Origin of the sequence: Flavobacterium ovatum (assembly GCF_040703125.1) — a bacterium.
Classification (GTDB): domain Bacteria; phylum Bacteroidota; class Bacteroidia; order Flavobacteriales; family Flavobacteriaceae; genus Flavobacterium; species Flavobacterium ovatum.
Map to the genome: position 1 here is coordinate 2,739,012 of NZ_CP160035.1, position 13,075 is coordinate 2,752,086.

At 31.3% G+C, this 13,075-nt stretch carries 15 protein-coding genes; 3 read left to right on the forward strand and 12 right to left on the reverse strand.

The genetic code is table 11. From position 1 onward, the window contains the following. Positions 1-21: 21 nt before the first annotated feature. From glgA to ABZP37_RS11525, 6 genes are all read right to left on the reverse strand, one after another. Positions 22-1,248: a glycogen synthase gene (gene glgA, locus ABZP37_RS11500; RefSeq protein ID WP_366183141.1), complete on the reverse strand. Its 1,227-nt coding sequence runs from the start codon at positions 1,246-1,248 to the stop codon at positions 22-24. A 192-nt stretch (positions 1,249-1,440) separates the two neighbouring features. Further along, complete coding sequence (locus ABZP37_RS11505; RefSeq protein WP_366183142.1) at positions 1,441-2,532, reverse strand: AI-2E family transporter; 1,092 nt, start codon at positions 2,530-2,532, stop codon at positions 1,441-1,443. 78 nt (positions 2,533-2,610) lie between these two features. After that, positions 2,611-3,726 carry a PAS domain-containing sensor histidine kinase gene (locus ABZP37_RS11510; RefSeq protein WP_366183144.1) on the reverse strand — a complete coding sequence of 372 codons (1,116 nt, stop codon included), beginning with the start codon at positions 3,724-3,726 and terminating at the stop codon, positions 2,611-2,613. A gap of 299 nt (positions 3,727-4,025) precedes the next feature. Beyond that, the gene (locus tag ABZP37_RS11515) at positions 4,026-4,889 is read right to left on the reverse strand and encodes a hypothetical protein (RefSeq protein ID WP_366183145.1); all 864 of its coding nucleotides are present in this window, start codon (positions 4,887-4,889) and stop codon (positions 4,026-4,028) included. A 10-nt stretch (positions 4,890-4,899) separates the two neighbouring features. After that, positions 4,900-5,718 carry a 3-deoxy-8-phosphooctulonate synthase gene (gene kdsA, locus ABZP37_RS11520; protein ID WP_366183147.1) on the reverse strand — a complete coding sequence of 273 codons (819 nt, stop codon included), beginning with the start codon at positions 5,716-5,718 and terminating at the stop codon, positions 4,900-4,902. A 79-nt stretch (positions 5,719-5,797) separates the two neighbouring features. Continuing rightward, on the reverse strand, positions 5,798-6,247 hold the full coding sequence (locus tag ABZP37_RS11525) for a 2-dehydro-3-deoxyphosphooctonate aldolase (protein ID WP_366183148.1): 450 nt from the start codon (positions 6,245-6,247) through the stop codon (positions 5,798-5,800). 189 nt (positions 6,248-6,436) lie between these two features. Between ABZP37_RS11525 and ABZP37_RS11530 the strand changes: the two genes are divergently transcribed. Together ABZP37_RS11530 and ABZP37_RS11535 are read left to right on the forward strand one after the other, a co-directional pair. Next, entirely contained in the window at positions 6,437-6,994 is a 558-nt protein-coding gene (locus ABZP37_RS11530) for a YeeE/YedE thiosulfate transporter family protein (protein WP_366183149.1), read from the forward strand. Between the two features lie 4 nt (positions 6,995-6,998). Further along, positions 6,999-7,412 carry a DUF6691 family protein gene (locus ABZP37_RS11535; RefSeq protein WP_366183150.1) on the forward strand — a complete coding sequence of 138 codons (414 nt, stop codon included), beginning with the start codon at positions 6,999-7,001 and terminating at the stop codon, positions 7,410-7,412. A gap of 224 nt (positions 7,413-7,636) precedes the next feature. Here the strand turns inward: ABZP37_RS11535 and ABZP37_RS11540 are convergent, their stop codons facing one another. Both ABZP37_RS11540 and prmA read right to left on the reverse strand, forming a co-directional pair. Then, positions 7,637-7,912: an ATP-dependent Clp protease adaptor ClpS gene (locus ABZP37_RS11540; RefSeq protein ID WP_366183152.1), complete on the reverse strand. Its 276-nt coding sequence runs from the start codon at positions 7,910-7,912 to the stop codon at positions 7,637-7,639. Positions 7,913-7,954: 42 nt separating this feature from the next. After that, positions 7,955-8,788: a 50S ribosomal protein L11 methyltransferase gene (gene prmA, locus ABZP37_RS11545; RefSeq protein WP_366183154.1), complete on the reverse strand. Its 834-nt coding sequence runs from the start codon at positions 8,786-8,788 to the stop codon at positions 7,955-7,957. Between the two features lie 295 nt (positions 8,789-9,083). On the opposite strand from prmA, the gene ABZP37_RS11550 reads away from it, so the two are divergent. After that, positions 9,084-9,383 carry a hypothetical protein gene (locus ABZP37_RS11550; protein WP_366183155.1) on the forward strand — a complete coding sequence of 100 codons (300 nt, stop codon included), beginning with the start codon at positions 9,084-9,086 and terminating at the stop codon, positions 9,381-9,383. A gap of 424 nt (positions 9,384-9,807) precedes the next feature. Here the strand turns inward: ABZP37_RS11550 and tpiA are convergent, their stop codons facing one another. The 4 genes from tpiA to ABZP37_RS11570 all read right to left on the reverse strand — a co-directional run bounded on the left by tpiA (position 9,808) and on the right by ABZP37_RS11570 (position 12,925). Next, positions 9,808-10,563 (reverse strand): triose-phosphate isomerase, encoded by a 756-nt coding sequence (tpiA, locus tag ABZP37_RS11555; RefSeq protein WP_366183157.1) that lies wholly within the window; start codon positions 10,561-10,563, stop codon positions 9,808-9,810. Between the two features lie 29 nt (positions 10,564-10,592). Continuing rightward, positions 10,593-11,096, reverse strand: a complete 504-nt coding sequence (locus ABZP37_RS11560) for a TlpA disulfide reductase family protein (protein ID WP_366183159.1) — start codon at positions 11,094-11,096, stop codon at positions 10,593-10,595. Positions 11,097-11,282: 186 nt separating this feature from the next. After that, positions 11,283-12,383: a BT_3928 family protein gene (locus tag ABZP37_RS11565; protein WP_366183161.1), complete on the reverse strand. Its 1,101-nt coding sequence runs from the start codon at positions 12,381-12,383 to the stop codon at positions 11,283-11,285. Continuing rightward, positions 12,383-12,925 (reverse strand): DUF1599 domain-containing protein, encoded by a 543-nt coding sequence (locus ABZP37_RS11570; protein WP_366183163.1) that lies wholly within the window; start codon positions 12,923-12,925, stop codon positions 12,383-12,385. Before ABZP37_RS11570 ends, ABZP37_RS11565 begins: the two co-directional genes overlap by 1 nt. Positions 12,926-13,075 lie beyond the last annotated feature (150 nt).

Sequence of the window (13,075 nt, forward strand, 5' to 3'; positions counted from 1 at the left end):
GATTGGTATAATATAAATTGCCTAAGCTTTTTCTTTTTCAAATCTATTAATTACATCTTGATAATAGTCAAAAGTAGTTTTAGCAATTGATTCCCAGCTAAAGATTTTCAAAACACGTTCACGACCTGCTTTTCCTAATTTTGTTGCCAATGCTTCATCGTCTAAAAGGAGGTTGATTTTCTTAGCAAATTCCTTTTGGAACAACTCAGGATTAATAGGATTGAAGTCAGTTCTAGATTTACTTTCTAACGGAATTAAATATCCTGTTTCACCTTCTACAATAATCTCAGGAATTCCACCTACATGGCTTCCTACGACAGGTGTTTCACAAGACATAGCTTCTAGATTGATAATCCCAAAAGGTTCGTATAATGAAGGACAAGCAAAAACTCTTGCTTGGCTATAAAGTATTTTTATTTTATCTCTTGAAAGCATTTCTGAGATTAGAATAACACCTTCTCTTTGGGTTTTTAATTCGTCAATTAATTGTTCCGTTTCGGCAGCTATTTCTGGAGTATCTGGAGCACCTGCACAAAGCACAATCTGACAATTTTTGTTGAAATATTTAGCAGCAGAAATTAGTTGCGAGATTCCTTTTTGACGAGTAATACGTCCCACAAATAAAACAAATGGAATATTTGGATCGATTCCTAATTCTTCCAATAAGGCATTGTCAGTTGTAGGTTTGTAAAACTCAGGATCGATTCCGTTGTGTATTACAGTAACTTTATCAGGATTCACTCCATAAGCTTCAACAACATCTTCCTTCATTTGCTCACTTACAGCAATAATTCCATCAGCGGTATTGTAAGCACTGTTCTCAATCCAGCGAGATAGAAAATAGCCGTTTCCTAATTGTTCTACTTTCCATGGACGATGTGTTTCTAAGCTATGTGTGGTTAAAATTAAAGGTACTTGTAATAACTCTCTTGTCAAGACACCCGCTAAATGGGTATACCAAGTATGACAGTGTATGATATCAGCTTGAGGTGTAGCCTGTGACATTTCTACATTTTTACTAAGATTATGAAACATCTTAATGTGAGAATTGTTTTCGTCAACAGGATTGCTAAGACAAGAATTTATACCACGAACGTTAATATTCGCTTTGTCTTCTTTTTGGTCTCCAAAACATCTCACTTCAACTTCTCCTAATTTCAAAAGTTCTTGACTAAGGAAATCAATATGTACACCTGCACCGCCATAAATATTTGGAGGGAATTCATTGGTAAAAAGAGCTATCTTCATTTGCTATTAATTTAATGTATATTGTTTTAGTTTATTGTAATAGACTAATTGATTAGTGTTTGGGTATTGTTCAATAAATAATTAGATATGAAAATCCATTATTTTACTAAAGTAGCAAAATAATGCTATAAAATCCAAAAGGCACCTAGTTTTGTAAAATATTTTTCATGAACGCTAAGAGAAAAACGGGAATTATAGAGCCTTTTTATCTCCTTTGTTTTCATTACCATCTCCTAACAAAATAGCTAATGTTTTTAGGGAATCTGTTCGTTCAGCAATAAGTTTTACGATACTAATAAAGGGTATAAAAAGAATCATTCCAGCTGCTCCCCATAAGATGCCACCGGCACTTATCATAATAAGAATTACTAGTGTGTTTATTTTTAAACGTCTTCCTACAGCATATGGGAAAATAATATAAGCCTCTAACAATTGAACAAAAGTAAAAACAATAATTACAGCTATAGGATATAAAATGGAATTATAAGTAATCCAAGAAATTGCAATTGGTAATAAGGCGGAAATCAATATTCCAACATAAGGGATGAAAGTTAATATTGAAGCAATAAACCCAAACATGATAGGGTGTGGGATGCCAATTATTGCCAGACCAATACTATTCAATGTACCCACAATAAGATAAACTAATGCCATACCTTTAATGAAATTATAATAGGCATTTATTGTTTCGATTAGGATTTCATAAATGGTTTCTTTTTTATTGGTTGGAAATAAATGAAACAGAGCTTTAACTAACAAGGAACGATAATACAAAATCAATCCAGAAAATATAGGGATAATTATTAAATAAAATAATGATTCTGAAAAGGAATAGACCATATTCTGAATTAATGAAAAGGTTTGATTTCCAGAGTTATTAATAGCATTTTTTATAAAAAGGATTTGTTCTTCATGGCTAATTTTGAAATAATCGGTCATATAGAAACTCAATTGATTAATTGTTTCCAGAAGTTTTATTTTGAAGGTATCCCATTCATTTGAAAATTCATATAATTGTAAAAATAGTAGGTAAAAGAGACTAACAGTAATTATAAAAATGCTGGATAATGTAATACATATGGCAATAACTTTGTTAATTCCTATTTTTTCCATCCTTTTGCATATTGGATAAAGTATAAAAGAAATCAATAATGAAAAGCTTAATGGAATAAAAAGTAACTTTCCAAAATACAATACTAAAGATAATAGTACAATATATTGCAGGACTTCAAGTGTAGAGTATTTTTTACTGGATAGGTTTGGTTTCTCAGTTAATGACATCATAAATTTAGAAGCTTAATTGTTAATAGATTGAATAACATTTTAGAGTCCTAAATATAGATTAAACGATAGCAATAAAGTTTAGTCTCTAAAGGTTATGGTAAATTTTGCGCCTTCATTTAATTTACTGTCAACATTAATTTTACCCCCCAGATTATTGATATGGTTATAAACTAAATAAAGTCCAATACCATTGCTATCTGTATTGTTGCTAAACTTTTGATGTAAGCCGAAAATTTTATTTCCGACTTTTTTCATATTAAAACCAATGCCATTATCCGTAATAATTAATTGCTTTTGACCATCAATCATTTTAGTATAAATAGATATAATAGGTAAAACATCAGGTTTTGAGTATTTAATAGAGTTTGTAATCAAATTTAAAAAAACGCTTTTTAAATATATTTTATTAAAACTAATATTTTCAAGTTCAGAAAAATCAATATTGATCGTAGTTTTTGAATTAGAAATTAGTGAACTAATTGAATAAAGTACTTCTTCTAATACTTCTTCTAAATTTAGATATTCAAGTGAAGCACTACTTTTATTTCGCTCATTAAAAATAGATATGTATTCATTTAATGAATCTCGTAAATTGTGAGAAGTTTCTTTTATAATAGAAATGTACTCTAAAGTATCAGGGTCTTTTATTTTATTAGTATCTAGCAACTCAAATATTGAAATTAAATTATTCACAGGCGATCTTAAATCGTGTGTTGCAGTATAAGTTAATTGTTTAAAGTCATTATTGATTTGAGTAAGTTTTGCTAAATGATAATTGCGTTCTTCCTCAAGTTTCTTTTTATAAGTAATGTTTTTACCAACAGCGTAAATTAATTTTTCATTTTCTAAAGGGGTTGAAGTCCAAAGTAACCATACCAGTTTACCGCTTTTAGTTTGGTATCGATTTTCAAAATCGATTAAAGGATTTCTTTCCCTAAGTGAGTTTCTAGCTGATTTAGTTTGAGTTTTGTCTTCATGATAAACAAAATCATTGATAGGCCTTGATAATAATTCATCTTTCGAATATTCGAGTAATTTACAAACAGCAGGATTAATTTTTTTAAAATACCCATCATATCCAGCAATGCATAACAAATCTAGTGAATGATTAAAAAAATCTTCAAATTTAGCGTCTGCGTTAAAATTGTTGTTTGATGCATTATTAATAATGCGCATCATTTTTCTCATCCTCATTCTCTATAATTTTTTCAATAAAAGCATATTTGCTTTCAGATTGCTTATTTATAAAATGATTATTTTTAAAGTAAGTTGAATGTTCCTAATGATCGTGGTATTATTTATATGATAATTTTACCAACTGTCTAGTTTTTTAAGAAAAATAATAGAATACACTAGTTGATATTTCAAATAATGTATTCTATTACTATTAATACAACACCACTAAATTACAGCTAATTATCATATAAAAAAACATGCTTATGGTTATTATTAGGAATATTTATTTAAAACTGTTGTGTTTGAGTAAGAATCGATTAAATTCTAAAGATGCCCCCTAAAGCAATAATTCTTTGAAAAAAGAAAAACTCTTGAGATGCACTATCTTCAGTGTTTATTGTAGTACGGATATCCTGCATATTAATGTATCCACCTTTTAATTCACCTTGTATATAAAAATGTTTGAAAAAAGTAATATTCAGTCCCGCTTTGATTGAAGTTCCAAAACCAGAAACATGAAAATCGTCATGACGGTCTTTACCTAATATTTTTGTATTGGTTTTTGGGTATAATAATCCAAAACCAATACCTTCTGTTAGATTAATTTGAATTTTATCAGTATTTCCAATTTTAAATATTTTGGAAATATCATCAAATCGAGAAACCTCAGTATGAACATAATTTAATCCATCTGTATGTTCGTAGGTTAAAAATGTTTCGTTTGTAAAATCAACTGGGATATTGTTGTAAACACCATTATGTACAGAACCAATTTCTGAACTTGGTAGATGAATTTCACCACTAACATTGGCTGTTTGATTTTGTGTCATTACATATTTCATGTGGTCAACGCCAATGGTTACACTATAATGATCATTAAAAAAATAGCCTAAACGAAAATTAGTTTGAGGAATTGTCATACTTGCAGGATTAATATAATCAACATGCCAACCTTTTGGTTTGTCATGAGCGGTCATATTATCTATCGTGAAATTATAATCTTTACCTTTAAATGTTACATCTGATTTGCTGTAACTTTCTCTATTTCCTCCCCATGAGACAAAGAATTTGCCTTTGTTATGAGCAGTATATTTTTCCTGTAATTTAATTTGATCCTGAGCACTTAAGGTATTGATAAACAAAAGTCCTAGTAAACAAAAGCAAGTAATACTATTTTTCAATGTGATATAATTAAAATGAATTAATAGTTTTTCTAATAGCGACTAATTTAGTCATCAATGCTTCAAAATAGTCTAAGTGTAGCATATTGGCTCCATCACTTTTAGCATTAGCTGGATCAAAATGAGTTTCAATAAAAATCCCATCAACACCTACAGCAATTCCAGCTTTAGCAACGGTTTCAATCATATCTGGTCTTCCTCCAGTTACACCAGCAGTTTGATTGGGTTGTTGTAATGAGTGTGTTACATCAAGTACAGTGGTTGCGTATTGTTGCATAGTAGGTATTCCTCTATAATCTACGATCATGTCTTGGTAACCAAACATGGTTCCTCTATCAGTAACCATTACATTTTGATTGTTACAATCCAATACTTTTTGCACAGCATGTTTCATGCTTTCAGGACTCATAAATTGTCCTTTTTTCAAGTTGACTGTTCTTCCAGTATTTGCAGCAGCAACAACTAAATCTGTTTGGCGAACTAGGAATGCTGGGATTTGTAAAATATCCACGTATTGAGCAGCCATTTCAGCATCTTCATTTGTATGAATGTCTGTAACGGTAGGAACATGAAAAGTTTCTGATATTTTTCTTAGAATTTTCAATGCTTTTTCATCTCCAATACCCGAAAAACTGTCAATTCTAGAACGGTTAGCCTTTTTAAAAGATCCTTTAAATACAAAAGGAATTTCCAATTTATCGGTAATACCTATTAATTTTTCAGCAATTCTCATAGCCATTTCTTCTCCTTCAATGGCACAAGGACCAGCCAATAAAAAGAAGTTTCCGCTATCGGTATGTTTGATTTGAGCAATTTTTTCTATGTTCATAATGGGTTTTTTTTTAAAGTGCAAAGGTACTTGGATTTAAACTTTTCACTTATAGAATTAACGTTTATTTTAGTTGTCTTTATTTTTTTATCGAAAGGCCTACAGGAACCATCAAATAACCTTTTTCATAAATATTCATATACAGCTGAATAGGTTTTTTTTGTCCTTCCCATTTCAACTCGTATACATCAAGAAAACCAGCTCCCATACCACTTCTTTTAGTAGGGAAAGGGCAACAACTTTCTAGCTTGGAATAGCTTATTTGTTCTCCCTTAGGCCCTGCCAATGCATTAAGGAAACGTACCGCATTGATGGTATCGTTATAGGTATTCATAAAAAATACATTTACAGGGTAATCTTCCTCGTAACCGTACTTTTTATCTTTACTATATTCAGATATGATAAAGGTATTGTACGAACCTAATTGTGGTGTTGGAGCATTGTCATCTACATTTTTTAAAGTAGATTTTGTACTCACACAAGAGGCTATTGCCAGTGAGAAAGCGAGTGTAATAAATGTTTTTTTCATATTGGAAAGCCTCATACAAAGAGTAAAAATGGATTACTATTTTTTACTACAAATATAATGAGAACTTTAATTTTATTGATTCATGTCAGTTATAAATTTAATTAATTCACATCCATTAAGAGTAATGAAGAACAGATCTTATTTCGAATCGTTAAAAACAACCTATATTTGCACACTAAAATAATTAATATGAATGTATTTTTTCAAACTTGGCCTTGGTATGTTTCTGGTTTTATAATTGGAATGATTATGTTAAGTTTATTGTATTTCGGTAAATCATTTGGAATGTCTTCCAACTTGCGCTCGATGTGCGCAATAATGGGAGCTGGAAAAAATGTAAGTTATTTTGATTTTGATTGGAAATCAAAACGTTGGAATTTGTTAGTCGTTCTAGGAGCTATGCTAGGAGGATATGTAGCGGTAAATTTGATGAGTGATCCTTCGAATGTTGCTATTAATCCCAAAACTATCGATGCTTTAGCACAATTAGGTATTGATGCACCAAACGGACGTTTAGTTCCCGAAGCACTTTTTGGTAATCAGACCTTCCAAGACCCAATAAACATAGCTATTTTATTAATTGGTGGAATCCTAATCGGTTTTGGTGCTCGATATGCCGGCGGTTGTACCTCTGGACATGCAATTTCAGGTTTGAGCAATATGCAACTTCCGTCTTTGAAAGCCGTTATCGGTTTCTTCATCGGTGGTCTCATCATGGTACACCTTTTATTCCCTTTAATTTTTTAAGATTATGAATATATTAAAATATATAGTTGTTGGTTTTGTATTTGGAATCGTTTTAACAAAATCAGAAGCTGTTTCTTGGTATCGAATTTATGAAATGTTTCACTTTCAATCCTTTCACATGTACGGTATTATTTCAGTAGCAATTGTAACAGGTGCCATTGGAATACAATTAATCAAGCGCAATAACATCAAAGACATTGATGGTTTGTCTATCGAAATTCCGAATAAAGAAAAAGGAAATTACCGATTTTGGATTGGTGGTTTAATTTTTGGACTAGGTTGGGGACTGGTAGGTTCTTGTCCAGGACCTATTTTTATCTTACTTGGTGCTGGATTTTATACTATTATAATCGTTTTAATAGGAGCCATGTTGGGAACCTATTTGTACGGTGTCATCAAGGACAAATTGCCAGATTAATCTATAATGTAAAGTAACAATAATATTATTTTAGGCGTGCCCCGCCGAAAAAACCGGGTCGAGCTATTCGTTACAAGTCCTCAACAAGTTCCGCTATCGCTACACTTATTTGTGGGCTTTTCTCTGCTATCTCTCACGCAAAATCCAGTTCGTAATCAGTAATCAAAACAAAAAAGCATTCTCAAATTTTGAGAATGCTTTTTGTTTGAATAGAAAAGTAGTTTTTAAATAATCTCTGCACTAATACCTGCTTCTAATAATTGCAAGCATTGTGGTTTTAATTTCTTTAATGGACCTGTTTTTACAGTACATTTACCGTTATAATGTACGATTAACGAACATTGTTCGGCTTGTTCCGGACTATGCTCACATACTCGAATCAATGTATCAATAACATGATCAAATGTATTTACATCGTCATTATAAACAACTATTTCATTGTTTAAAGTCGGGATTTCTTTAACACTGACTTTCTCTCTTATTTTTTCTTTAGTACTCATTTTTTTGTGGTTTTGTACTTGTGATTGATAAAATAGCTAACTCTAATTTACGTATTTTAATGATACCCAGTTGTTTCTTTCGAACTTTTTAACATAAGTTAAGCCTTTTTCAGTACAAGAAGCATCGATAAAGGGAATGTCTTCGGTATAGAAGCCACTTAACAACAGCGTTCCTTTAGGATTTAAACAATCTACATACGCCTGCATATCGTTCAACAAAATATTGCGATTAATATTGGCAATAATGAAGTCGTATTTTTTATCTTTCAATAATGAAGCTTCGCCTTCATAAACAGTGATGTGTTCACAATTGTTACGTTCTGCATTTTCAATTGAGTTCAGGTAACACCAGTTGTCAATATCAATAGCATCAATAGGTTGTGCACCTTTCATTTCTGCAAGAATTGCTAAAATTGCAGTTCCACAACCCATGTCAAGTGTTTTTAATCCCGTAACATCTGTTTCTAGTAAATGCTGAATCATCATATGAGTCGTTTCATGATGACCTGTACCAAAACTCATTTTTGGCTCGATTATAATATCAAATTCGGCATCTGTTTTTGGGTGAAAAGGTGCGCGTACGTGGCAATTTCCATCTACATCTATAGCTTCAAAATTCTTTTCCCATTCTTCATTCCAGTTTACTTGTTCGATTTCCTCAAAAGAATAATTGATTTTAAACTCTTCCGATTGCAAAATTTGGATATTTTCCAATATTGCTTCGTCCCACAAATCTTTTTGTACAAAGGCAGATATTCCAGTTTCTGTTTCTGTAAAACTTTCAAAAGCAGTTTCTCCTAATTCTGCAATCAGAATTTCAGACCCTAATTCTTTAGGCTCTACAGTAAAATGGTATCCGATATAAATATTTGACATTTTATTTTTTTTGCAAAGGTAGTATTTCTCTTTTATCGTTTTTGCATAAACCATAAAAAGTATTTATTTTTTGATACTACTTTTGATTGATAACCAAGGAAACATTAATTTATTTAGTAATTATGGTACCACCTAATTGTAACATTAAAGAATAATTTCTGAAATATCTTTTTTTCTTAAAATATTGATTTTTTCTCTTTTTTAGGAGGTAAAAAAAAGATTTAATAGCGTTTTTGGTTGGATTTACGGTTGTTTTTTGTTAAGTTTGAAATATTAGTAATCAAAAAAAAGTTAAATGAAAAAAATTGTAACCCTTTTATTTGTCCTGTTTTTATCTTTAAGTATCAATGCACAACAGAAAAAAAGTTTTAATGACGCAGTAAAAACACTGAATCTTCCAAAAGAAACTGTACATAAACTTCAAGAAGTTAACAAAGAAAGAAATGTTAAGGCAAAGGAAATCGTAGCAATGAAGCTAAGTAAAGAAGACCAAAAGGCTAAAATGAGGGAATTAGCAAAAGCAACTTATCCTAAATTAAGTGGAATTCTAGGAAAAGAAAAAACAAAAGAATGGTCAGCTTATTGGAGAAAATAATTTCAATCAATAAATAATACTACACAAGGCTAATCTACATGATTAGCCTTTTTTTAAGTTTTTGTAAGTCAATTAGTTTAGCGCAACAACTTTTGAAAATCAAGGAGGTCTTAGCAGTTACCGGCAGTTTTTTTTAATAGTAAACTGTAGTTTTAGAATTAGAAAAGGTTAATTTGTTATCTCCAGGGTAAAAACCATCCATAGTTGATAAAAGTTCCATTTTCATAATAATCGATTTTTTCTCGATTTTTGAGTTTTCATTTTTGCAGTCTTCGGTTTATTTTTCGTAATTAATTCTTCTATTTGATAAATTTGTAAAAAAAAAATATTTATTTACTAATCAATCTACCATTACTTTAAAACACAAAAAAAAAGCGGTAAAACTTAGTTTTACCGCTTTTAAGTATTTTGTAATCAAAAAAATTTATACAGCTGCTTTTACAATAGCTAAGAAATCATCTGCTTTCAAAGCAGCTCCACCGATAAGACCACCGTCCACATCTGGTTTAGAGAAAATTTCAACAGCATTTTCTGGTTTTACACTACCACCGTAAAGGATCGATACTTCTTCAGCAATATCAGCTCCAAATGATTTGAGAACTGTTTCTCTGATAAATTCGTGCATTTCTTGTGCTTGTTCTGGAGAGGCAGTTTCACCTGTACCAATAGCCCAAACTGGCTCGTAAGCTAAAACGATTTTTGACCAAGATGCTTTTTCGATTTGGAACAAACCATCACGCAATTGGTTTTCAACTATATTAAAGTGTTGTTTGTCTTGACGATCTTTCAATTCTTCACCAAAACAAAAAATTACGGTCATGTCATGTTTCAAAGCAGTATTTACTTTCTCAGCAATTACAGCGTCAGTTTCGTTAAAGATAGCTCTACGTTCAGAGTGACCTAAAATTACTGTGTTTACTCCAACGCTTGTTAGCATATCTGCAGTGATTTCTCCTGTGAATGCACCACCTTCAGCTTGATGTAGGTTTTGAGCAGCTACAGTGATTCCTTTTCCTTCCAATTGAGTTACAGCTGCCGCCAAGTTTACAAATGTAGGTGCTACAATTACTTGAGCAGTTGTGCTTGCAGGTAATTTAGCAACTAATTCGTTTAATAATTCAGCAGTTTGTGCTGCATTTTTATGCATTTTCCAGTTTCCAGCTACAATTTTCTTTCTCATTTTATTCTGTTTTGTTAGATTTTAAATTTTTATTTTAGTTCAGTAATTGTTTTATTTATTTGATCAAAATCGGTTTCGATGGCATGATACAAAGCGATTTTACCAGTTTTATCTATGACGATATATCTTGGAATCCAATCTACGTCAATCGCTTTTGCAAATTCCCCTTTCATTTGGTCGTTAGCCATATAGTGCGCACCGTTTAATTGGTGTTTCTCAATTCCGTTTTGCCAAGCAGTATCAGATTTGTCCATCGATATAAATACATAGTTTACATCTGGATGATTGGCTTGCAACTCTTTTAGTTTTGGTATTGCCTGAATACAATCGCCACACCAAGAAGCCCAAATTTCGATAACCGTTGTTTTACCTTGGTTCTCTTTTACAATGGACTCAAATGAAACTTGATTTCCTTCACGTGTCAATAAAGTTTCGGTTAAAGCTTCCTTAGAAAAACTGGTTTTTTCCGAATGATTTTTGGAACAAGCTATAAAAACAAAGACTAATATGAAAAGTGATATTATTTTTTTCAAATGAATTAAATTTTTGCTAAGTTAATTAAAGTAGAAAGATTGCCCTATTAAAAGCATTCAAAATCCCCTTTTTGGTTGCTTTTTTATCGTAAAATCAATAAATTTCTGTTGATTTGATTATGAAAACGTAATAGTTTGTTTGACTATTGAATATTTATCATAAGTAAACCTATTTACTTTTGGAATCTATAATTTCAAATTAGAGATATCGTTATAATGTACTTTTTGAATAATTGTTCCTTGATTCAAAATTACAATACTAGGATTAGCTCTTTCAATGGTTTTTAAGGTTATAGCATCACAGAAGTAAAAGTCAAAGTCAAAAGCATATTGTTTTTGAGTGTTTACAATCTGTTCCGGAGTAGAGGCTGTCATTCCAATAACTTTGTATCCTTTTGCTTTCGCTTCAGTTGTCAAAGTTTTTAGCTCATTCATTCCTTCAGGAGAAGCATTTGGCAAATCGTAAGCCACAAAAATCATAAGTTTAGGTTGTGCAAGAAATTCTTCCTTGTAATCAGAACCATCCTTCATCATCGCAAAATCATGAATTGGAGGAATGTAACCTTCTGTTATAACTTTATCTTTTCTGTCTACAAAAATAGCGCCTTCAGGGATGTTCATCAAATCTTTATCAGTAAATTCAGTGTCCACACCGTTTACTTTGTAGATAAAAATCATTTCCACAACCGATTTTGGTGCGTCTTCTGGAATCTCCATTCCTTTTTGGATGTTGGTACCTACTTGGTACGGTCTAAAATCTATTACAGGTAAATGATTCAATACATAATACCCCAAAAATCCTGATGCTACAAAACTACTTAAAGCCAAAAATGTTTGAGTTTTTGGTCTAAATAATGGTTTTACTAATTTTTGATTGAATGTCAAAATCAAAATAAAGACTAATAAAACAATATCTTTAGTAAACGATTCCCAAGGGGTTAAGTGCAAAGCATCTCCAAAACATCCGCAGTCTTTTACCACATTAAAGTATGCAGAGTAGAAGGTAAGGAAGGAAAACTTGACAATCATAACCAATAAAATCCAAATCGTCCATTTGGATTTATAACCAATTAATAAAAAGACGCCTAAAACCACTTCTAGAATTACTATAAACAAAGCAATTACCAAAGCGTACGGAACAAAGAACGGCATGTTAAAGACGGGTTCGCTAAAATATTCCGCTAGTTTATAAGAGAATCCTAGTGGATCATTCAATTTGATTAATCCAGATATTATGAATAAAAGGCCAACAAATAGTCTCGAAAATTGTGTAAGTATATTTTTCATTATTTTTTGAATCCCATTAGTATTAATGCAAAAACAGAATAGTTTAGCATGTCTTGATAGTTAGCGTCAATTCCTTCAGAAACCAATGTTTTTCCTTTATTGTCTTCAATTTGTTTGACACGCAAAAGTTTTTGTAAAATCAAATCGGTCAAAGAACTCACTCGCATTTCACGCCAAGCTTCCCCATAATCATGGTTTTTAGCTTCCATTAATTCTTTGGTTAATAATGCTTTTGCATCGTATAATTCGGTTGCTTTTTCTAGGTCTAAATCGGGTTGATCCACAACTCCCAATTCCAATTGAATTAAAGCCATAAGGGAATAATTGATGATTCCGATGAATTCTCCTGTTTCATCTTCGTCTACTTTGCGCACTTCGTTTTCTTGTAAACTGCGAATACGTTGGGCTTTGATAAATATTTGGTCAGTAAGTGATGGCAATCTCAATATGCGCCATGCACTTCCGTAATCTTTCATTTTCTTGGTAAATAAGTCGCGGCAAATTGCCATAACCTGATCATATTCCTGAGAAGTATTCTTCATTATTGATGTATATTTGTCTAAAATTTCATCAAAAATAAGGATAAAATTTAAAAGGAATAAGTTTCAGGTTTAAAGTTTCAGGTTTAAAGTTTTTGGTAGATAAAGTTTAATCTTTTAAACCTGATTTTTTACACTGAAAAATTCAAATAA

Excerpts from the sequence above, each read along its gene's own strand:
- ABZP37_RS11565 (WP_366183161.1), bottom strand. The coding sequence starts at position 12,383 with ATGAAAAATATACTTACACAATTTTCGAGACTATTTGTTGGCCTTTTA.
- ABZP37_RS11505 (WP_366183142.1), bottom strand. The coding sequence starts at position 2,532 with ATGATGTCATTAACTGAGAAACCAAACCTATCCAGTAAAAAATACTCT.
- tpiA (WP_366183157.1), bottom strand. The coding sequence starts at position 10,563 with ATGAGAAAGAAAATTGTAGCTGGAAACTGGAAAATGCATAAAAATGCA.
- ABZP37_RS11570 (WP_366183163.1), bottom strand. The coding sequence starts at position 12,925 with ATGAAGAATACTTCTCAGGAATATGATCAGGTTATGGCAATTTGCCGC.
- ABZP37_RS11510 (WP_366183144.1), bottom strand. The coding sequence starts at position 3,726 with ATGAGGATGAGAAAAATGATGCGCATTATTAATAATGCATCAAACAAC.
- prmA (WP_366183154.1), bottom strand. The coding sequence starts at position 8,788 with ATGTCAAATATTTATATCGGATACCATTTTACTGTAGAGCCTAAAGAA.
- ABZP37_RS11535 (WP_366183150.1), top strand. The coding sequence starts at position 6,999 with ATGAATATATTAAAATATATAGTTGTTGGTTTTGTATTTGGAATCGTT.
- ABZP37_RS11540 (WP_366183152.1), bottom strand. The coding sequence starts at position 7,912 with ATGAGTACTAAAGAAAAAATAAGAGAGAAAGTCAGTGTTAAAGAAATC.
- ABZP37_RS11550 (WP_366183155.1), top strand. The coding sequence starts at position 9,084 with ATGAAAAAAATTGTAACCCTTTTATTTGTCCTGTTTTTATCTTTAAGT.
- ABZP37_RS11530 (WP_366183149.1), top strand. The coding sequence starts at position 6,437 with ATGAATGTATTTTTTCAAACTTGGCCTTGGTATGTTTCTGGTTTTATA.
- kdsA (WP_366183147.1), bottom strand. The coding sequence starts at position 5,718 with ATGAACATAGAAAAAATTGCTCAAATCAAACATACCGATAGCGGAAAC.
- glgA (WP_366183141.1), bottom strand. The coding sequence starts at position 1,248 with ATGAAGATAGCTCTTTTTACCAATGAATTCCCTCCAAATATTTATGGC.
- ABZP37_RS11525 (WP_366183148.1), bottom strand. The coding sequence starts at position 6,247 with ATGAAAAAAACATTTATTACACTCGCTTTCTCACTGGCAATAGCCTCT.